This is a genomic window from Enterococcus casseliflavus (assembly GCF_029215545.1).
Lineage (GTDB): Bacteria > Bacillota > Bacilli > Lactobacillales > Enterococcaceae > Enterococcus_D > Enterococcus_D casseliflavus.
In genome coordinates this window covers 3,457,281-3,477,948 of sequence record NZ_CP119393.1, presented here as the reverse complement: position 1 = coordinate 3,477,948, position 20,668 = coordinate 3,457,281, and the positions used below count along the sequence as shown (strand labels likewise).

Genomic DNA, 20,668 nt, shown 5'->3' with positions numbered 1-20,668 from the left:
GGAGAAAAAATGAAAATCACACAAATCCAATGCCCCAGTTGCTTAGGGCGTCTAGAAGTTGATTGGGACTCAGGAAAAGCAGTCTGTCAGTATTGCTTGAATGAGCTGTTGATCAAACCGGAACAAAAAAACCAGGAACAAACAAACCAAGTCGTCTCGCTGAAAGAGTTGCCACGCATTCAAGGGACCGTCAAAGAAGGGTTTTATCCGTTTGCCTATGATGAAAAGGCATGTGAAGCGGCGTTGAAAAATAAACTAGCTTGGCAAGAGACCATCTCGGAAAGTATTTTTTTTGAGCTAGAGATGGTTCATCTAAAACGTGTGTTTATCCCGATGTATTATTTTCAAATTGCTTATGATGCGCAAGTGAGAGGGAGCTATGTCCATGAGGAACAACAGAGGGGGAGTGGGCGCATTACTGCCGACATTTCTTTACATAACAGCGGGAACACAACGGTTTTCAATGAATATTTCCCTACGGATACCCAAAAAGAAGCAGATTACAGCATAAATGGCAAGCTGCCGCTGCATCTTCAAAAAGGCGCTGCCTATTGCACGGATATGCAGCAGTTTTCGGCACTTAGCCAAGACGCTCAGGTGCTGCCCTTTGATATTTCCAGAGAAGCGGCACTTGCTGATACCCATCTAATGGAAGTCTTTGAAGCAAAAGCCAAAGACCATTTGGTGGGAGCAGATGTTGCCAATGAGGTTCAACTGACTCTTTTTCCGAAACAATGTGATACGGAAAAACTGTATTTTCCTTATTACATTGGCGAATTCAAGTACGGAAACCAAACCTATTCTTTCGTGGCTGATGGCACCGATGCTGAACGCCTTTTTCCAACCCAGCTCCCTGAATGTGAACAGCTCGTGCAAGTGAAAAAAAGTTTTTCGAAGACCAGTAGTGTCCTTTGGCAGTTCTGCTATACCTTTTTTTCATTCGGAATACTTTCAGGGACCCTTTTAAATTTTATTTTTGGTGGATTTTTAATGCCTGCCGTTGCCTTTAGTTTGATTGGCACATCGATCGTGCTTTTTGTCATTTGGCTAGTAGTTTCATTTTTTTTGATTACGCAAAAAATCAACTTCTTTAAAGAACATAAAAAGTTTAAAAAGGATCTGAATCATGCACTCAGTCAGCCACAGGCAGATCAAATAGCTATTTTGCAGACATTTGAAGCTCGAAAAAAGAAACTCGTCCGAAAAACAGTATTTTACAGTGGTCTGGAAAATATGGCGTATGAATTCGCATTGATTCTCTTTTTAGCAACACTGGCTTGGTATTTCGGTTTTTATGGCATATCGCTTCTAGTGCTGCTGGCGTTTGTCAGCTGGAATACGATCCGTATCTTTACCACGGATAGCTCCGATACCTGTATCGAAACGAAAGGATGATTCAATGGATATTATTCCGATTCAATGCCCCCACTGCCTAGGAGAACTAGAAGTCAATTGGGACGCTGGCACGGCGATTTGTCTGTATTGTCGTGGGAAAATGGTGATCAAACGGTCCTTCGATCCTACCAAAAGCCCGCATGCCAATCCTATGACAGCAAAACAGCTTTCGTTGACGCATCTTGCTTTTTTGCTGAAGAAAATCAGTCAATCAGCTGCTGCCGACACAACGATTGATCCTCTTCCCCTGGGAAACTCGCCAGCGACTGGGGTATCAAGTGATCACAAGCAGTCAAAACAAGCGGCAATGAATCAGACGTCTTTGATTCAGCGGGCGCCACGCGATCCAGTCAAGGAGCGGCAATATCGTTTGACTGTCTTTTTACAAAAACAAAATTTTTTGTTCTATTTTTCTGGAGAAAGACAAGTGCTGCCACGGCAATGGCAAAGACAAGTCCTTGCTAGTTTTGAAGTGCCTGAAACGGAGACCCCTCTTGCGCTGCTAACGGCAAAGATGACTGGCAAGAAAGCGAATGTGGGGCTGCTTTTTGGCGTTGAACGAGTGTATTTGTGCACGTACGAAAAGAAAGAAAAACGAATAGCCAGTTTTTCCTGGAGTGTTTGGAAAAACCTCAGTTTTGAGGTCCAGCATAAAATGTTTAGTAGCTTTTTGGTGATTCAACAGGAATACCGCATTCCTCTCCAAGCATTGGGCTTTGCGACCCAATCATTTTTGCAAGAATTACAGCAGTTGTTGCAAGAGTGGGAGACTGGCTAGTGCTGAGTATCGATGAAATCAAATAGGGAATCAATTTATTGGTCAAAAAAAAGAGAGCGTCGCAAACAGCGGCGCTCTTTTTCACTTCATGTGGTTTCCAACTCAGCGTCGTTGGTTTCTGATAAATACTCGGCTTCATCGTTTAAAAGACTGGCAGTCGTTCGCAGCGTGTCGTAAGAATGCAAAACGGCAGCGAGGCTTTTTTGCGAATCACTGATTTTCATGGTCGTCGAATCGGCACTATCTAACACGACTAAGGCTTGTTGGTTGATGGCTTGCATGGTTGCGGCAATGGTTTGGGTCAACTGCTTGGTCTGTTCAGCTAATTTTTGCATTTCATCCGCAACCACCCGAAAGCCAGCTGCCTGTTCGCCGATCCGTGCCGTTTCGATGGAGGCGTTGAAGGAAAGCAGTTTGGTTTGTTGTGCAATGCGGTCGATGTCATGCAGCACCGCTGACACCTGTTGGCTATCCATTTCTAAGGCATGGGTCGTTGCTTGATTTTGATCAGACAGCTGTTTGACTTGCGCCAAGTTCTCTGACAAATGATCGACTTGCTGGTGTCCGTTGGCAGAAAGTCGTGTCAGGGAAGCCGCACTGTCTTGTACTTTTTTGATAGTGACCGCTAAGGCTTGTTCTCTTTGGGTAATGTCAAAAGCGATTTTGACGACATTGACGACTTCTTGCTGCTCATCGAGGACGGGGAAGTAGATCCCTTCTAAAATCAGTTTTTCTCCTTGTTTGTTTTTCCGAATGATTTTGTCTTGAAACCGTTGCTTTGAGTAAAGTAGTTGATTCCAGAAAGCCTGGTAATCCGTACTGGCAGCATAATGGTCAAAACAAAAGGTCCGATGCGGCAAGCCAATGATTTCTTCTTGGCTGTAACCTAGGATATCCGTCATGTTGGCATTGGCGAAAACAACTTCTTTTTGCGGATCAAAGACTATGACAGCGAGTTCTTGAAAAATAGCAGCGAGCAGACGGTTATTTTGTGTTTCATCTAATGTGAATTTCATACGTACTTACCTACGCCTTTCAGTTTTTTGGGAAGTTTACACAGCGAGTGTCTTACAGTTATCGGTGATGAAGGCAAGGCAGTTAAGAGTGCAAAAATCACCTTTTTTGTCGAGCGAAATGCCTGGAAGCAGAAGGAAGCAAGATTCTTTGCATCAGAATGACTTGGTGGTACCCTTAAGGTCAACACGAACGATTTCAAACAAAAGGAGAGAATCGTATGACAGATAGAATTTCGTTGGAAAAAGCAGCCGTTGAATTTAGTGAGGCAAATGCACCGCACCCACGGATCTATGAATTACCGCCAGAAGAAGGGCGCGCACTATTGGAACAAGTCCAAGAGTCACCCGTCAATAAATTGGCGGTTGAGATAGAAGATCAGACCGTAGATACAGGCGAATGGGGGACCATCAATGTTCGTTTTGTTCGTCCTGAAGGAAATCATGCGATTCTCCCTGTCATTTATTATCTCCATGGCGCGGGCTGGGTCTTCGGCAGTGCCGCGACTCATGATAAATTGATCCGTGAATTGGCGGTACGAACCAACTCGATCGTCATTTTTCCTGAATATAGTCGTTCACCAGAAGCAAAATACCCAACGGCGATCGAACAAAATTATGCGGTCTTGCAGCAATTACCGGGATTTGTCGATGTCAAAGGCTTAGACCTTAGCCGTTTGACCGTGGCTGGCGATTCCGTAGGTGGGAACATGGCGACGGTTATGACCTTGTTGACGAAAGCCCGTGGCGGCATTCCGATCGCACAGCAATTATTGTTCTATCCTGTGACAGATGCCCGCTTTGATACGCCTTCGTATGAAGCATTCGGCGAAAATTATTTTCTGACCAAAGAAGGGATGCAATGGTTCTGGGATCAATACACGACGGATGAAACACAGCGGAATCAAATTACCGCTTCTCCTCTACGAGCGACCAAAGAGGAGTTAGCCGATCTGCCACCAGCGTTGATCATTACGGGGGAAGCAGATGTCTTGCGGGATGAAGGGGAAGCCTATGCGCAGCATTTACGAGCAGCTGGTGTGGAAGTCACCCAAGCGCGTCTGCAAGGGATCATCCATGATTTTGTGATGGTCAATGCGATGGATCAGACCAAAGCCGCACGAGCGGCCATGACACTGGCTGTCGGTTGGCTGACGGAAAAAAATGTCCCCGCAGAATAAGAAACCGACGAAAGAAGCTTCTTTTTAAGCGGTGTTCTGATACAGAAAAGGATGTATGGAGTGGAGCGATCCACTCCTTTTTTTGTCGGAAAAATTGAAAGACGTACACCTGCAGTCTGAAGCAGATGCAAACGCTCTCTAAAAAAACTCGTTTTTATAATACAGATTTTAATAAGTGTTTTTCGTTGATAAATAAATAAAAAATGCTATTATATGTATTGTGATTAATACAGTTTTTGAAAAGAGGTAATACAGTGAGTGCAAAAGGATCAGAAATCATTGTTGAAAGTTTAGAGAATCATCGGGTGCCTTATATCTTTGGGATTCCCGGTGCAAAAATCGATGGCGTATTTGATGTGTTGAGTGATCGGGGACCAGAGTTGATTTTGGCGCGACATGAACAAAACGCGGCATTTATGGCACAAGCAATCGGTCGCCTGACAGGAGAGCCAGGAGTCGTCATTGCGACAAGTGGACCAGGAGCCAGTAATTTAGCGACTGGGTTGGTCACGGCAACTGCCGAAGGTGATCCCGTCCTGGCACTAGCAGGCCAAGTGAAGCGTTCTGACCTTTCAAAATTGACCCACCAAAGCATGAATAATGCGGCATTGTTTGCGCCGATCACGAAATTCAGCAGTGAAGTCCAAGATCCTGAAACCCTTTCTGAAAGTATTGCCAACGCCTTTCGCATCGCAAAAACAGCGAAAAAAGGGGCGAGCTTTTTATCCATTCCTCAAGATGTGACAGATGGAACCGTTCAAGGGGCAGCGATCAAACCGCTATCTTCGCCTAAATTAGGCAGTGCCGATGCAGAAGATATCCAGGCACTCGTCGATCGGATCAAAGAAGCCAAACTGCCTGTCCTACTCTTAGGGATGCGGGCTTCAGGCGTGAAAGAAACACAAGCGATTCGTCATTTAGTTGCAAAAACTGGGTTGCCTGTCGTAGAGACCTTCCAAGGCGCCGGGATCATTTCTCGTGAATTAGAAGAGCATTTCTTTGGCCGCGTCGGCTTGTTCCGCAATCAGCCTGGTGATATGCTGTTGAAACGCAGCGACTTAGTGATCGCTGTGGGGTACGACCCGATCGAATACGAAGCTCGCAACTGGAATGCGGAAAAAGATGCCCGCGTGATCGTCATCGATGAAGTACCGATGGAGATCGATCCATTTATGCAGCCAGAAGTTGAACTGATGGGCAGTATCGCGAAAATTATTGAACAACTATCAAAAGCCATCGATCAGTATCACTTGACCGAAGACGCTCAAAACTATTTAACGACGCTGCAAACCAAACTCAATGAAAAACCAGCGGATGTCGAAGGCAGCAACAATACCTTGCATCCCCTGGAAATCATTGATGCTTTGCAACAAGAAGTGACCGATGACATGACGGTGACGGTGGATGTCGGCAGCCACTACATTTGGATGGCCCGTCATTTCCGCAGTTATGAGCCACGGCATCTGCTCTTTAGTAATGGCATGCAGACTTTAGGGGTCGCTTTGCCATGGGCGATCGCGGCAGCGCTCGTGCGACCAAATACTCAAGTGATCTCTGTATCTGGCGATGGTGGCTTCTTGTTTTCTGCCCAAGAGTTAGAAACAGCCGTCCGTTTGAAACAAAACATCATTCACTTGATTTGGAATGACGGTACCTACAATATGGTGAAATTCCAAGAAGAAATGAAATATGATCGTGCTTCTGGGGTTGATTTTGGACCAGTTGATTTCGTGAAATATGCCGAAGCGTTTGGTGCCAAAGGCTTACGGGCAACCACCAAGCAAGAATTGATGGCAGCCATCGAAGAAGGCTTTGCAACGGATGGTCCAGTGATCATTGATATCCCTGTGGATTATTCAGACAATGCCGATCTTGGCAAAACGATCCTACCTGATCAATTTTATTAAGACCAAAGGAGCATCAAGATGAAAGTGAAAAACAAAAGTTATTTATATCAGCATGGCACCCTAGGTGGGTTGATGCAGGATTTAATGGATGGCACGGAGCAAATCGGCAAAATGCTTGAATATGGCAATTTTGGGATTGGTACTTTGGCTGGTTCCAATGGTGAAGTGATTATTTTAGATGGTGAAATCTACCATGTAGACGAGTCGGGCAAGGTACAAGTGCTCCAAGGAAATGAAGGAACCCCCTATGCGGCAGTCGTTGATTTTTCTGTGGCGAAGCACCTGCAGGTCAGCCAAGAAATGACCGATGAAGAAGTGAAAAACCACGTCCTGACAGAAGTCAGCCCGAATTTGTTTTCCGCTGTCAAAATCCATGGGGTATTTACCAAGATGCACGTCCGCGTTGCCCCAAAGCAAGAAAAACCGTACCCAAAATTCATTGAGATCATCCAGCATCAGCCGGAATTTCAAGCAGAAGATATCAGCGGAACGATCGTTGGGTTCTTTACCCCGTTGTTGTTCCACGGTGCTGCGGCCGCCGGTTTCCATTTGCATTTTATTAGTGATGATCGCACATTTGCTGGTCATGTCTTAGACTTTGAAGTGGCAGCTGGTGAAGTCGAATTGATGGAACTAGCCGAATTTCGTCAGCATTTTCCTATCGACAACCAAGACTACTTGCAGCGGGAGATCGATGTCGCAAAAATCGCCAAGGATATTGAAGCTGCCGAATAAGCAGCAGGCAGCAAAAAATAATTGATCGCCAGTAGAGTGGTCTCGGATCGAATTGAACGCAAAGCAGCAGTGAAGCCAACGCTTCACTGCTTTTTTGTGCTTCCTTCTATTCATGAGGCTTGCTGCAAAACCTGGATGCTTCGATAGAAAAGTTGGGAAATTGTCAAAAATCTGAATTAATTCTTATTTTCGAGCAAATAAATTGATATATTTTAAGAATAATGATAATTTTTGTACTAATTAGAAGTATTTTGTTGAGAGTAATTGCACTTGACTGATTTTATAGAGAAAAGAGGAAAGATATGAAAAAAAAGTTGACGACTGCGCAAGGAGCCAGTGTAGCGGATAACCAGAATTCTTTGACAGCGGGGCGCCGTGGCCCAGTGTTGATTCAAGATGTCCATTTGCTAGAAAAACTGGCACATTTTAATCGTGAGCGGATTCCCGAACGGGTCGTTCATGCGAAAGGTGCGGGGGCTCATGGGGTCTTCCGAGTAACAAACGACGTAACGATGTACACGAAAGCGGCGTTTCTTTCAGCCATCGAGAAAGAAACGGAGATGTTTATTCGCTTTTCAACGGTTGCCGGAGAACTAGGGTCTGCGGATACGTTGCGCGATCCACGAGGGTTTGCGGTTAAATTTTACACGGAAGCGGGGAATTATGACCTCGTGGGCAATAATACCCCGATTTTCTTTATTCGTGATCCGTTGAAGTTTCCTGATTTTATCCATACCCAAAAAAGAGACCCGCGAACACACTTGAAAAATCCAGAGGCGGTATGGGATTTTTGGTCCCATTCACCGGAATCCCTCCATCAAGTCAGCCTGTTGATGGGGGATCGGGGCTTACCGGCAACCTTTCGTCATATGCATGGGTATGGGAGCCATACATTCGCTTGGCTCAACGCAGAGGGAGAACGCTTTTGGGTGAAATATCATTTTCGGACGGATCAAGGCATTATGAACATGAGTGCGGTACTCGCAGCAGAACTTGCGGGAAGCAATCCTGATTATCATATTGAAGATCTATATAAAGCGATTGAGGCAAAGGAGTATCCTTCTTGGACACTCTATGTTCAAATCATTCCCTTTGAAGAAGGTTGGTCAGCTGCCGTCAATCTTTTTGATGTGACCAAAACAGTCTCACAAAAAGACTACCCGCTCATTGAAGTGGGACGAATGACTTTGAATCGCAATCCAGAGAACTATTTCAACGAAGTCGAGCAAGTCACTTTTTCACCGGGCAATATCGTTCCAGGGATTGATTTTTCTCCGGACAAACTATTGCAAGGTCGGCTGTTTGCTTACGGTGATGCGCATCGTTATCGAGTTGGACCCAACAGCAGCCAGTTGCCGATCAATGCGCCAAAAGCGCCTGTCCATAATCACCAACAGGACGGTTTCATGAATACCAAAACGAATTCTTCAGGGATCAATTATGAACCGAACAGTTTCGATGGCATCAAAGAAAACCCGCATGCCAAGGGCATCCACTATTCGTTAGAAGGAGAGATCGGTTCCTTTGATTACGATGAAGACTATTATAGCCAAGCAGGTGATTTTTATCGTTTGCTCTCAGAAGAAGAACGAACACGTTTAATTCAAACGATTGCGGGAAGTTTGGGACAGGTTCAAAATCAACAGATCAAAGAACGGCAAGTCATGCATTTTTACCGTGCGGACCCAGAATACGGCAGACGAATCGCTGAAGCAATCGATGTGAACATTTAAGAATGGAGGAAAAAGAATGTTACTTTTACATGTAGTTTTTGGCCTTTTATCTTTTGTCGGAGCAATGATGCTGGGGGTGGCCTTCAAAGGGCAGCTGCGAGAGCTTTCAAGGCTTCAGCAATGGGCAGTCGGTTTGAGTTATACGGGCACGCTGTTGACGGCGATTTTGGGGATCTTGTCTGCATCCTCTCATCCAATCATCGTGCTCGTGACTCTCGTAGGCGCATTGGCTTTTACGAAACGGACATTTTTGAGTGCAGATCAATCAAAAGAGCAATGATTGCTGATAGTAGCGGCGTAGAAGGAAAAAGCGTACTTGATTCATTGGAAAAGTCCCATATAAAGCTGCTTCCACTAAAAAAGAACAGCTTTATATGGGAGGATTAGTCAGGCGTTCGTTTAAAGGCGACAAGGAAATATCAATTCTCTTTCTTTGGAGAAGCGGCGTGAATGATTGGAATTACTACGTATTATCAAGAACGACCAACCGCAAAATTCTCGGATTGATTCGATTCAAAAGATAATTCCAATCGGCAGCGTCGGGTATTGATTTTAATAAGACACTTTCAACATCCAGTAAGTATTCAGTGGCGTATTCGGAGTAGTTAGTAATGAGAAAATTAATGTTTTTTTCTTTTAAATACTCGTGGGAGAGTTCGTTTGAATCAGGGTAGTACATTTCATGATAAACGCCAAGATATTTTCGGATAATACTTTCGGCGTACTCACAAACATACTCGTTACCTTCAAAAATAACAGCTATAGTTCTCCGTGTGCCCCAATTCTCTTCAATGATGGCTTCCATGTGGAAGGTGAGACTTGCACAAAAATCATCCAAATGGTCGAAAGAATAGAGTGTTTTCACAAGAGGATGTGAGAGCAAAAACTGGCGATTTTTTTTATATTCAGCCGCAAATTTTTCTTTGACGAAAGCATTCAAATCATCGATGTTGACGTTCATCGTTGGCGATAACAACTCACGAAGCTTGAAAATAGTGAAGAATGACTCTAACCAAAGCAAATCTTTTTGTTCATCAAAGCTGTTGCCGCGATTTTGGGCATAGAAATCAGCAGTGATTTGTTTGATCGCGGGCCAGTGGTTATAGTTAAGACAAAACGCTTTGCTTGTTTCTAGATCGGTGTTGAGTTTGCGACGACAAATGATGCAAGTCAAAAGATAGATTGCTTCTTCTTGAGGAAACTCAAAGGTAAAATAACGCTGGATAATCTTTTTAAGGTCCTCATAATTTGAAAGTAAACCATTTTTTTTAACTAACTCGCTTAGTTCTGGAGAGGGGGCAGCAAGTAAACCGCGTTTGCTGCGCTCCACGCTAATATAAAGGATATAAGCAAAATAAGAAAACGAAGAGCTCTGTAAGGCCTTCGTTTCCAAAAGGTCAGTGATTTCCATCACCGCATCTTGTACATGGATCGAGGGAAATAACGTGTGGACATTAATGTCAGACTCGTAGTAAAAAAGACAGAAAAATTTTCGTATATCGATCTCCGAACCTGCCAAAGAGACGGGATCCGTTTTGATTTTTAAACAGAAAGGGGATAAAAATGGCTGTATTTTCCGGAAGTAGCTGATCAGCGCTTGTTCAGAAATATTAAGCGTTAAGCTCCAATCAAAGAGGGTTTGCTGCTCATCATAAAAAATACTTTCTAAAATCTGGAAAATCGGTTCATCTTTTATCAATTCTTGCTTTTGCTTTCGATACCTATCATGATCGATTTCTTCAAAAAGATACCCGATTTTTGCTGTATGGATCGCCATAGCCCCTTTAAAATACTCTCGCAAGCTAGCAATGTCAGTAATCAACGTACGCGTACTGCTCTCGGTCACTTCAGCGAGTTCTCCCAATGTACGGGTGGGACTTTTCTCAAATTCATTTAACAATTGCAGCCCGCGAATCAACGTGCGGTTTCGCATGAATTTTAATTGAAATGTTTTCATGTCAGCCTCCAACAAAATAAGTTTCAATAATTATAGCATAATCATTTACACAGATAATGAAACGTTCAACTGTTCGGCGTTTTTAGTCATAGTCCCTTGAAGACTCTGACTGCCAGCAGAAAATTTCTAAGAATATCAATTCTTCAGAGTAAGTATAGCAAGGACCTGAGAAACCAATTGCCAAAAATCATACATAAAGGAGGAAAAAGAAATGAACCGTCGAATTATTTTTTTAGCAAGTACCTATGTTGTATTGGGGATGGTGAAGGTTCCACTGGCTTTTCCTCATACAGAACATTCTTTTGGTTCCCAAGTCAATATAGTAAAAAACATGTCCGATTTTGCTGATCGATCCGTCGATGCTGCTTCTTTGATTGATGAAAAACATCCCGAACACGAAAATGACTCCTCCGCAGAAAGAGCGAGACCATCTGTCGAGTCCTTCCAGGGAATCCTGCTAGAGGAGGTTTTTGAGAAGGGAAAGATGGCACCAGCTTCCCAAAAGATGACCGATCAGATGATGCGAAGCAACTACCCGATGACCTATCATGGTCAGCTCAGCATGGTGTTGTCCGGAATCACCCTTTATGGACAACGAGGCGAGGAGGCTTCCATTTGTGTTTACAACGTTTTTGAATAAAAAAGATCAGCGTAAGTTGAGTGTTTACAAAGAACTGGAGCATGCGCCCTTCATGACACGATCGAGGGAGCAAATGATGGATCGTTTAGGCATGTCTCCATTTTTAGTAGGCAAAACGGTAGAAGAATTAGCTGCTGATTTCGTTCAGTCTGGCTTACAAAAAGAAGTAGCACTCAGCTGGGATGGTGAGACAATAGAACTGCACACAAATGGGCGATTTACTTCTGAGCTCCTCTTTTCTTACTATGCTGAGAAATCTATCAAATTTTCACTGTTTACGGCCATTTTTTGTGAACGCCTCCATTCCATCAACAGCTTTGCTTTGGATCACTTTTTAAGTCATACAACCGTTTATAATGAATTTAAGGAGCTGAAAAAAGCGCTGCAGGCATTGGCGATTGACATCAATAAAGAGTTTAAGTTAGTAGGGGATGAATGGCGCATCCGAGAAGTTGCCTTGCTTTTTTTTAGTATGATGAAGCGCTTAGACCCATTACGGACCCTTCAGAGCGCGAAAGAAATCAATCATTTTGCGCAACTCTTTTTCGGGTCAGCTTTTTCCGATAACTATTCTTCGTCTCTGGCTTTACGATTGAAGATATATTTAGGGATTGTGACGGTTCGAATTCGAAATCAGCATTATTTAGCGAAACTTTCAAACACTTCTTTAGCAAATCAAGTGGTGAGCCAGGAACTTCCAACGATACAAACATGGTTGCGCAGTAGAAAGACCATGGAGGAAGATTTCATCAAACAAGAAAGTCTCGGATTGTTAAACTATTTGATTGTGGAAGGTTGGCTTGAGGAGGAACGGTTCATGCAAGACTCTTGCCCAGAGATTCTTCGCTTCAATCAGCTGTTTATGGATTTTTTGACGCCACGATTGAAAGAAAACAGTCGCCAATATGAGGTTCGCCTAAAAGATCAGCTAATGAAGATCCACTATGAGTTGGTTCATTTTCCTTTGTACGTGAAATACAAGTATACGATGACAGAGGTGACGTACTTTTTCGAAGCGTATCCTGAATATGTGGAATGGTGTCGGACATTTTTGGAAAAAAATAAAAAGGAGCAGGTTCTATGGGAAGCAAAGGAATTTTTATTTTATCGTTACTTGCTCTTACTAGTTACCACGATTCCGATGAATGAAATTATTGAACCATTGTATGTCTGCGTCGACTTTTCATTCGGGGAAGCCTACAATCACTTTATTAAAGAATCGATTTCCCGTATCGTCAATCTGAATATTTTATTCCAACGTAGCCCCACGTTGCAAACCGATTTGATACTTTCGGATATTGTTTTGGCAGAAAACAGCAGCATCGATCAAGTTTGCTGGTTAACACCACCGAGGCCGACAGATTGGGCGATTCTCACAGAAAAAATCCTCGATTTGCGAAAAATGAAGTACGAATAGGGAGGCACTCAGTACAAGATTGAAAGCAAAGGACAAAAAAAACGATTGAAACACTGTTGTTCAACTGGCAGCCACCCATTTGAAAAACAGTGTTTTTTTCTGATGACGCCAGAGGATCTTAGGCAACACAAAAAAACTGCTGAAGCCGAGGATCGACAATGCGTTGGATGCAAAACGTGGTCCTTTATCAGTAGACCCATTCTTCCAACAACTCGTTCTCTTTGACAAGCAAGGGAGTTATTTGCTTGAGTCGAAAAAACGAAGCGTAGTATAATAAAAGAGAATTGATATTTATTTACTAATTGGATGGCAAGATGTTTTTCAATAGAGGTTGTTAAGAGGAAAAAGGAAGAGAAAGGATTTCGCCTATGAAGCATTCGCAAAAAGGGGTAGCGCTTCTTTTGGTTTGCGGACAACTTTTAGCTGGTGTGCCAGTTTCAGCTGCGGTTGTTGCATCGGAAAGTACGATCGTTGCCCAAACATCAGAAACAGCTGCACAAGCAAGTGACAGTAGCAGCACAGAAGTGACTAGCGAAGAAACTGCTCCAGCAGTGGAAGGACAAGTGTCCGATTCTGAGCAAGGATCGGCACCTGTAGAAAGTGTTCCAGAAGGATCTGAGACAGCGCCGGAGGGAACAGAGCAAACCGAAGAACCGACCCCAGTCCCCCAACCGACCCCAGAGCCAGAGCCAGAACCAGAACCAGAGCTACCGAGTAAGCCAGAGCCTTCTCAGCCAGAAGAACCAACGCCAGCACCGAAACCAGAAAGACCAACACAGCCTGTAGCGCCCAAACCTGAAACGCAGCCAGAGAAGCCCAAACCGTCAAAACCTGTAGAAACGAAACCGACACCAGAAGCAAACAGTGAAGCAAGTCAAGCAACACCGGCGGCTGTGTCACCGATCATGCCACCAAGTACCCAAGCACCAAGCGCGCCAAGTCAATCCGATCCGACACCGCAGCAAGGCAGCGAAACGACCTTGACGGTCACACCAGTAAAAGAAGTGTGGGATTTTATCCAAGAAATTGGTGAAGATGCCCGAGAAATCGGCTTGAAAAATGACTTGTACGCTTCTGTCATGATTGCACAGGCTATTTTAGAGTCAGGTGGCGGGCAAAGCAGACTGAGTCAGGCGCCGTACTTCAATCTTTTTGGTATCAAAGGAACCTATCAAGGACAGGGTGTCGCTTTTCGGACACAAGAAGATGATGGTTCGGGAAATCATTATACAATCACAGCAACTTTCCGCCAATATACTGGCTACAAAGAGTCATTGATGGACTATGCTCGCTTGTTGAAAGAAGGGGTCGGGCAGCAGTCTGATTTTTATAAAGGCGTATGGAAATCAGAAGCGGCTTCTTATCAAGAGGCTGCCAGCTATTTGACTGGTCGGTATGCCACAGATACGACGTATGATCAAAAGCTGAAAGCATTGATCGAAGCCTATGCGTTGACCCGTTATGATCAGAAAAAACCTGATGTGACCGCAAGTGAGACGTATCTTTTTCCTGTTGAAAAAGCCGTTGTCACTTCTACTTTTGGTCCACGTTGGGGAAGCTTTCATCGAGGTGTTGACTTTGCCGCAGCGTTTGGGACCCCAATCCTGGCGAGTCAATCTGGAACGGTCATCCGTTCAGAGGTACATCCTTCTTGGGGGAATTATGTAGCGATTCTCCATGAGGACGGGATGACGACACTCTATGCCCACAATCAACAGAACCTTGTAAAGGTTGGCCAACAAGTGAAACAAGGAGAAACGATTGCCCTCATGGGCAGTACAGGCAATAGCACAGGAGCACATCTGCACTTTGAAGTCAGTGCATCGCCTAGCTTGAGCCAAGCGCAATTGGTCGATCCAATCGCTTTTTTAACAAAATAAGAATAGTCAAAAAAGAGAGTATCAGAGATGCTTTCTTTTTTTTTGCCTTTTTTTTGAAAGTATTGGAACAGCAAGTTTTTAAATTTTTTTCAAGAAAATAAAAAAAAAGTTTAAAAAAAGCGTAAGAGGATTTTATATAATTTTCACATAACAATAACAGTTGCTATTCCAAGCTAGTTTAGATGGAACGTGGTTGTGATTGTTATCAAAGAAGTGAGAGAGGAGGATGAGCTATTGCTTCAAAGAAATTAAAGAAGAGCATTGTTTTTAGTTTGTGCCTGTCTGCACTACTGCATCCCTTATTGACGACGTCAACTCTCCAAGCTTATGAAGGAGAAACGGAAGTTTTAAGTGAGCAGGTCGATCCGCAAGCAACAGGAACACCCGATTCGGAAAATTGGCTGCCTAGCAGTGAGACTGATGATACCGCCAGTGATGATCAGTCAGAGCAAGTGTTGCAGCCAGAGACACAGGAAAGCAACTCAAACAATGATAAAAGCAGTCAAGAAGCACCAGAAAATGAAACGGATGAGTTTTCTCAGCTGCCGTCAGAACCAGAAAATGATGACCTTGAAACGGTAGAATCAACCGATTCGTGGGAAGAACCAGAAGATTCGGAAGAACCAGAACTTTTTTCTGAAAATGAAGCTGTTCTGCATATTACGATTGAAAACCAGCAGCATCTCCGAGCAGTTTTATTAGGAGAAACTTACACGTTAGGGAGCGGCAGCAGTCAAAATTACAGCTCAATTGATGATGAGACCCATCTTGTACTGACGTTCCTCCAAAGTCTGCAATTGACCGAGCCGATTAGCGGAATCGCCAGAAAAGCCATCACATTTGCTGGCGGCAATGAAGGAGTCACCATTTCCCAAGCAGCTGCGCAAAACAATACTGAAAACACGATGGTCTTTCTTGGTGCACAACGACTAGAATTTGAGAATCTGACCTTCTCAAATATTACGAGCGCCGGCGGACTTGTTCAAACGCAAGGATCGGTAAACCTGTTGTTTACGAACGTGAATTTTGTGAGCAGCAATGCGACTGGTCGATTCAGTAGCAACAATCAAGCGACGATCACCTTCACGGGGAATAATCGCTTAACGACTAGTACAACAGCGATTCCCGTATTCTTTTCTGCCAATCGGATCATGGTCAATGATCATTTTCACGCAACGATCGCCGGCAGCGGATCGAATCCATTTTTCGAAGCGAATCAAATTGTTTTTGCAGAAGAAGCCGATTTTCGCTTGGAAAAGAACAACAATGCCAACAATGGCGCAGTCGTTCGGCTAACAGGCAGTGCGCCTGTGATGACGCTGGGACAAGACAGTCACGTCTACGTCCGACAAACAGGAATGTTTGTGACGGTAACGAACACAACACAAGACAGCATCGTTCATCTGGAAAACGGTGCGCACTTCGACGGTGGGTTAGGCCAAGGATTTTCGGGAAACACTACATCAACAATTGGCGAACTGCACTTAGCCAGTCGTAGTAAACTAACTTTTAGTGAGTTTGGCTCTGTGTCTGCTTTTCCAGCAATCAATATCGGACGAGTATTTAAAACTGAAGCAGCCTCATCAGAAGCTCAAGCAGTCACTCTTGAGGGGAATCGCTCCGGAGGAACAACTGGGGCATTTGTTCACTTGCGAAGTGCCAATTCAATTGCTGAATTAGGCAGTTACACGAAAACGACGATTCAACAACAAGGCCCCATGTTTACAGGGGTCGCCACCAGTACGATCACCATCGGCGACCATGCCGTGATCGATAATACCCATAGTTTTGGCTTCAACGGGAGTGTCAATGTCAATGCGATCGATATTGGGAATCACGTTTCATTGAACATTCAAGAACCGACAAATGCAACGACAGGTTCCGCCTACAATACCTTTTTTGCTAGAAGCCGTTTTACGGTCGGCGAGCACAGCAGCATTAGTGTTCCACGACGAAGAACGGTTAGTACCTTAACAACGAATGCTGTGATCCGCTTAAACCTTGCTGGCGGCAGGATCGTCTTTGGCAAATACAGTACACTGGAAGCAAACCATCGCGGCGCTTTGCTTCATGCGCAGCAAGCCGAAGTTGTTTTTGAGGAAAATAGTCGTGTCGAAGCGGCCCTGAGCAGAGGGGTCACCAACGGCACTGCAGTCAGAAACTTCACCTTGAAGCAAGGGGCGGAAATGGTGCTTTCAGAGCACACGGCCAATCAACAAGCTGTAGCAAGATTCAATGTGCAAAGTAGTTTTCTGATGGAGCGAGGAGCCAAACTGACATCCACCCGCAGTTCTACAGGAACTCAGGGCATGGTGCAGTTTTCCTCGGCTAATGCCCGTTTTGTGACAGAAGAAGAGGCGCAGATCCATCTAACGCAAAGAGGACCATTGGTCATTGGAAATACCTCCTCGGATGCCTTCATTGGGGCACGATCAGAAGTGACGCTCAATACAACAAGCGGGTTTACTGGAAATACAACGATGCGTCGTTTAGACGTAGGACCAGGTGCGAAGATCAACGTGACTGAACCGTCTACTAGTGCACTGAATCTGCAATATTTTACCTTTACCACAGAAATTTTGATTCGAGAAGAAGCGGAAGTGACTGTCACACGAACCAGCAATGTGAATGGTCCAGCCTTTCGCTTAACCGGATCAAGTTCACGCTTTACGACATTAGAGGGAAGTAAATTGACAGTCAGTCAATTAGGAATGGCGTTGCGTGGGGTAACAACGACCGATGTATCTCTTGGGAAGCGTTCCATCAATACGATCCAAACAGGTTGGGGGTTTACCGCCAATTATACAATTCGTTCGTTCGTCTTAGAAGATCAAGGAACGTATCGTTACACACAGCCAACGAGTGGTAGTACCGCGCCGGCTGTAGGAACCAATTACGCTTCTATTCGAGTCGCACAACGCTTTGTACTTGGAGAAGAGGCAGATTTTCAAGCAACGAGAGCGAGGACGACTGCGGATTCACGTTTTATTCTATTGAATTCAGCGAATTCTACGGTCTTCCTTGGCAAAAATTCTACATTCGACATTAGCCAATCGGGTGGCGTTTTCCAAGTACAGGCCACCTCAACCTTGACTTTAGACGAGGGCGCTAAGCTCAATGTATTGACGGAACGTGGGTTGAATACAGCGACTGGTGGTGCTGGTGGTTTCAATCTAACCAATGCTTTTGGGACGATCAACGTTGGGAAAAATGCGGAGTTTATTGTCAGAGATGGTTACCAAAACCAACGAACGACAGCAGAATTTACGAATCGGCCCTTAGTAAATGTTGGTCGTACCTTTAATGTTGGAGAAGATGCAACGGTGTTGATTGAAACGACGATCAATAAATCCCTGTCAAGTGCGGTGCTGTTTTTCCGACAAGCGAATGCCCAGTTGAATCTATCGAATGTAAAATCTTTCGAATTAGCGCATCCAAGTGCAGTATCGGGGGGAAGCAACGGCAATCTGCAACGGTTGATTCGTTCCCAAACAAACTTCTTAGCAAATGGGCTACGCATCAATGTGATGCATCAAAAACTCACGCTATGGCAAGGGGCGAATCAGACAGCCGCTTCGTCACCAGCTGAAGAGTTTATTAATCTGTCTGGTGTGTTCCGTATCAACAGAAATAATGGGACAAATGCGAATGGGTTGCCAGCAGGCGTCTGGTCAGGCGCAATGAATGCTGTTTCGCAGGCTTTTCTGATGACCGCTGAATCAGTAACGGGGTCAGTGACCTCCACTGGCAATAATACACCGATTGAAACGGCGATCGCCCGCAACAATTTTAGTCGGTTACGCTTTTCTGAACCGGAAGGCTTGATGGCTCGGATCGATCCCTTGAGTGACCAATCCACGGAAATCACCGGGTTCATGTATGAGGATGCTCAAGCACGAATCACTTATCAGAATACTGAGGGAGAAACGGTGATCATCACCAATGAGACGGTTTCTGAAAGTGGCGAACGCATGATCCAATGGGGAGATTATCGTGATGAAAATCAGTTTTATCGCTACTTTACGATCAAACTAGCAGAAAATGAACGGTTAGAAACGGGCAGCAAGCTGAATGTTTTTCTTACAAAACCGGACCACGATTTTTACATTGATATTGATGTAGAAGTAACCGTCATCCAAGGGGTAGAATACCAGGCATTTAACATCACCCTCGATCGGCAGACGATCAACCAATTGGGCACGGAAGAAGAATTGCATAAATTGATTGTCGAAGAAAGTGAAGCTTCGGCACGCGATGTACTAAGCGATGCAGATTTGTCTGAAGAGATTCGTCTGGCGAAAACCAATCTAACAACAGACGTGACGGAAGATGGTACGTATTTTGCCGTATTAGAAGTCGGTAGAAAAACCTATGAGTTTACGGTTGGGATCGATGTTACAAGTAGTTTAGAGCAACTGTCCGTGCGGATACCGACTCGCATGCTCTTTGAATCAATGTATGACAGTCAAGAAAGCAATCGTGTCTTCACGAGCCCTGAATACGAAATCCGCAACAACTCGTATGTAGGGGTAGATGTCAAAGTCAACCGACTAATTCTTGAAGATTCTGCTGGGATCGTACTGTTGAAAGAGGAAGAAGATCCATTGGATTATGCTGAGCCAGATCCAGACTCGGAAGAAGAACACCCAATCTTGACAGAACAAGATATTTCGCAACCGTTGTTGGCGTTGAATTTAATGACAGAGCAAGCGACGGTTCGCCTATACGATCAGATGCCTGAAGCGGACTTGCTTTCCATGCCTGCCCGCAATCAATCAGCGATGACCTTAGGCGGAACCTTTTACGGCAATTACCCGCTTTGGATCGTTGATTCAGAATACGAAGAAGGCGGGTACTACGAGGACAATCTACGCCCTCAATATCGCTTTGTTTTAAGATTCGTTCCTAAATAATACAAAGGAGTGGTTGTAATGACAATGGAAAATCCAAAGAGAAATAAGCTGTTTTTCCTTTTGTTACTGCTCTCCTTTCTGGGCGGTATCGGTTTTTATTACTTGAATCAGCAACAAGTGAATGTTCCTGTGATCAGCGCCGATCTTTTACCGGAAATCGGCGATGCTTCCGATCGTGAAGTAGCTGAAAGAGCGCAAGAGGTAGCAGATGCGAATTATTTTACGCTGACTATCAATCCTTCTGCGGTTTTTGAAGCAGGCGATCGCGAAGGATCCATTGAGATCATCAATCCGGCAACTAATGTCTATCCGATCGCAGTGGATATTCATTTAAATGAAACCGGAGAAATGATTTATTCTTCGGGTGCAATTTATCCAAATCAGCAGATTTTGACTGCTAAGCTTGCTCAACCCTTAGAAAAAGGCGAATATGCAGCCACAGCAACAGTCAACATTTATGACCCAGAAACACATGAAAAACAAGGAGTCACAGAAGCAGCAATGACGATAAAAATTCAGAATTAATTGAAATCAAAAGGAGAATGAAAAATGAAAAAAATCAACGCAATTGTATCAGGAAGCATCGCAGTATTGACTTTATTAGCTGGAGGTGTAACCGCGGCAGCGACGACACAATCCATCAATGCAGAAACCAGCGGGGATGTTCAAATCAACGGGATCATCGGCAGCTTTGACAACACAACCCCTGGACCAAACCCTGGTGACCTTAATGAGTGGATCAATGTAACGATTCCAACGACCGCTTTGTTCTATACGACGCAAGAATCAGGACATCAAGAAATCGTGTCTCCGACCTATACGATCACCAATAATTCTGCAAAAGGAGTGATCGCTACAGTGGCGGATGTCATTGACCCGGTAACAATCGAGCCAATCAAGCAATTAGCAGTCAATGAGATTGACTTGATTACCGATGGAGTCGTGGATGTGTTAGAAACCGACCTATTTGAATTAGGATCAAATCAAACATCTGGAAATGTAGGTGAGTTTACTTTTTCTGGAACGGCGACGCCTCAACAAGATGAAAAAGAGGTCAATCCAAGTTTTAAATTGGTTCTAAACTTTGCCCCAGTGGTTGAGTAAGACAAACGGAAACGC

Annotated in this window: 15 protein-coding genes; 13 read left to right on the top strand and 2 right to left on the bottom strand. The window is 44.4% G+C overall.

The window, feature by feature from the left end; genetic code table 11:
• Positions 1–9: 9 nt before the first annotated feature.
• Together P0G38_RS16350 and P0G38_RS16345 are read left to right on the top strand one after the other, a co-directional pair.
• Positions 10–1,395 carry a hypothetical protein gene (locus P0G38_RS16350; RefSeq protein WP_275853267.1) on the top strand — a complete coding sequence of 462 codons (1,386 nt, stop codon included), beginning with the start codon at positions 10–12 and terminating at the stop codon, positions 1,393–1,395.
• 4 nt (positions 1,396–1,399) lie between these two features.
• Positions 1,400–2,173, top strand: coding sequence for a hypothetical protein (locus tag P0G38_RS16345; protein ID WP_074536618.1), 774 nt, complete (start codon positions 1,400–1,402; stop codon positions 2,171–2,173).
• A gap of 86 nt (positions 2,174–2,259) precedes the next feature.
• Here P0G38_RS16345 and P0G38_RS16340 read toward each other — a convergent pair whose 3' ends face one another.
• Entirely contained in the window at positions 2,260–3,189 is a 930-nt protein-coding gene (locus P0G38_RS16340; protein WP_074536619.1) for a methyl-accepting chemotaxis protein, read from the bottom strand.
• A gap of 218 nt (positions 3,190–3,407) precedes the next feature.
• On the opposite strand from P0G38_RS16340, the gene P0G38_RS16335 reads away from it, so the two are divergent.
• The 5 genes from P0G38_RS16335 to P0G38_RS16315 all read left to right on the top strand — a co-directional run bounded on the left by P0G38_RS16335 (position 3,408) and on the right by P0G38_RS16315 (position 9,022).
• On the top strand, positions 3,408–4,367 hold the full coding sequence (locus P0G38_RS16335) for an alpha/beta hydrolase (protein WP_074536620.1): 960 nt from the start codon (positions 3,408–3,410) through the stop codon (positions 4,365–4,367).
• 254 nt (positions 4,368–4,621) lie between these two features.
• A complete protein-coding gene (alsS, locus tag P0G38_RS16330) occupies positions 4,622–6,274 on the top strand; it encodes an acetolactate synthase AlsS (protein WP_005232673.1) in 1,653 nt (550 codons plus the stop codon).
• An 18-nt stretch (positions 6,275–6,292) separates the two neighbouring features.
• Entirely contained in the window at positions 6,293–7,009 is a 717-nt protein-coding gene (gene budA / locus P0G38_RS16325; RefSeq protein ID WP_074536621.1) for an acetolactate decarboxylase, read from the top strand.
• Positions 7,010–7,311: 302 nt separating this feature from the next.
• A complete protein-coding gene (locus tag P0G38_RS16320) occupies positions 7,312–8,742 on the top strand; it encodes a catalase (RefSeq protein WP_074536622.1) in 1,431 nt (476 codons plus the stop codon).
• 16 nt (positions 8,743–8,758) lie between these two features.
• The gene (locus P0G38_RS16315) at positions 8,759–9,022 is read left to right on the top strand and encodes a hypothetical protein (protein WP_194193598.1); all 264 of its coding nucleotides are present in this window, start codon (positions 8,759–8,761) and stop codon (positions 9,020–9,022) included.
• Between the two features lie 183 nt (positions 9,023–9,205).
• Here P0G38_RS16315 and P0G38_RS16310 read toward each other — a convergent pair whose 3' ends face one another.
• Positions 9,206–10,699 (bottom strand): AcpB/EbpR/MafR family transcriptional regulator, encoded by a 1,494-nt coding sequence (locus P0G38_RS16310; protein ID WP_275853255.1) that lies wholly within the window; start codon positions 10,697–10,699, stop codon positions 9,206–9,208.
• A 211-nt stretch (positions 10,700–10,910) separates the two neighbouring features.
• On the opposite strand from P0G38_RS16310, the gene P0G38_RS16305 reads away from it, so the two are divergent.
• From P0G38_RS16305 to P0G38_RS16280, 6 genes are all read left to right on the top strand, one after another.
• The gene (locus P0G38_RS16305) at positions 10,911–11,339 is read left to right on the top strand and encodes a hypothetical protein (RefSeq protein ID WP_275853252.1); all 429 of its coding nucleotides are present in this window, start codon (positions 10,911–10,913) and stop codon (positions 11,337–11,339) included.
• Positions 11,317–12,756, top strand: coding sequence for a helix-turn-helix domain-containing protein (locus P0G38_RS16300; RefSeq protein WP_275853249.1), 1,440 nt, complete (start codon positions 11,317–11,319; stop codon positions 12,754–12,756). The genes P0G38_RS16305 and P0G38_RS16300 overlap by 23 nt, the downstream gene beginning before the upstream one ends.
• Before the next feature lie 368 nt (positions 12,757–13,124).
• Positions 13,125–14,636: a peptidoglycan DD-metalloendopeptidase family protein gene (locus tag P0G38_RS16295; protein ID WP_275853245.1), complete on the top strand. Its 1,512-nt coding sequence runs from the start codon at positions 13,125–13,127 to the stop codon at positions 14,634–14,636.
• Between the two features lie 272 nt (positions 14,637–14,908).
• Positions 14,909–19,549 (top strand): hypothetical protein, encoded by a 4,641-nt coding sequence (locus P0G38_RS16290; protein WP_081343901.1) that lies wholly within the window; start codon positions 14,909–14,911, stop codon positions 19,547–19,549.
• A gap of 18 nt (positions 19,550–19,567) precedes the next feature.
• Entirely contained in the window at positions 19,568–20,074 is a 507-nt protein-coding gene (locus tag P0G38_RS16285) for a hypothetical protein (protein ID WP_275853242.1), read from the top strand.
• A gap of 24 nt (positions 20,075–20,098) precedes the next feature.
• Entirely contained in the window at positions 20,099–20,653 is a 555-nt protein-coding gene (locus P0G38_RS16280) for a hypothetical protein (RefSeq protein WP_074536630.1), read from the top strand.
• The last annotated feature ends 15 nt before the right edge of the window (positions 20,654–20,668 follow it).

Excerpts from the sequence above, each read along its gene's own strand:
- P0G38_RS16285 (WP_275853242.1), top strand. The coding sequence starts at position 19,568 with ATGACAATGGAAAATCCAAAGAGAAATAAGCTGTTTTTCCTTTTGTTA.
- budA (WP_074536621.1), top strand. The coding sequence starts at position 6,293 with ATGAAAGTGAAAAACAAAAGTTATTTATATCAGCATGGCACCCTAGGT.
- P0G38_RS16280 (WP_074536630.1), top strand. The coding sequence starts at position 20,099 with ATGAAAAAAATCAACGCAATTGTATCAGGAAGCATCGCAGTATTGACT.
- P0G38_RS16310 (WP_275853255.1), bottom strand. The coding sequence starts at position 10,699 with ATGAAAACATTTCAATTAAAATTCATGCGAAACCGCACGTTGATTCGC.
- P0G38_RS16335 (WP_074536620.1), top strand. The coding sequence starts at position 3,408 with ATGACAGATAGAATTTCGTTGGAAAAAGCAGCCGTTGAATTTAGTGAG.
- P0G38_RS16305 (WP_275853252.1), top strand. The coding sequence starts at position 10,911 with ATGAACCGTCGAATTATTTTTTTAGCAAGTACCTATGTTGTATTGGGG.
- P0G38_RS16295 (WP_275853245.1), top strand. The coding sequence starts at position 13,125 with ATGAAGCATTCGCAAAAAGGGGTAGCGCTTCTTTTGGTTTGCGGACAA.
- P0G38_RS16345 (WP_074536618.1), top strand. The coding sequence starts at position 1,400 with ATGGATATTATTCCGATTCAATGCCCCCACTGCCTAGGAGAACTAGAA.
- P0G38_RS16315 (WP_194193598.1), top strand. The coding sequence starts at position 8,759 with ATGTTACTTTTACATGTAGTTTTTGGCCTTTTATCTTTTGTCGGAGCA.
- P0G38_RS16340 (WP_074536619.1), bottom strand. The coding sequence starts at position 3,189 with ATGAAATTCACATTAGATGAAACACAAAATAACCGTCTGCTCGCTGCT.
- P0G38_RS16320 (WP_074536622.1), top strand. The coding sequence starts at position 7,312 with ATGAAAAAAAAGTTGACGACTGCGCAAGGAGCCAGTGTAGCGGATAAC.
- P0G38_RS16350 (WP_275853267.1), top strand. The coding sequence starts at position 10 with ATGAAAATCACACAAATCCAATGCCCCAGTTGCTTAGGGCGTCTAGAA.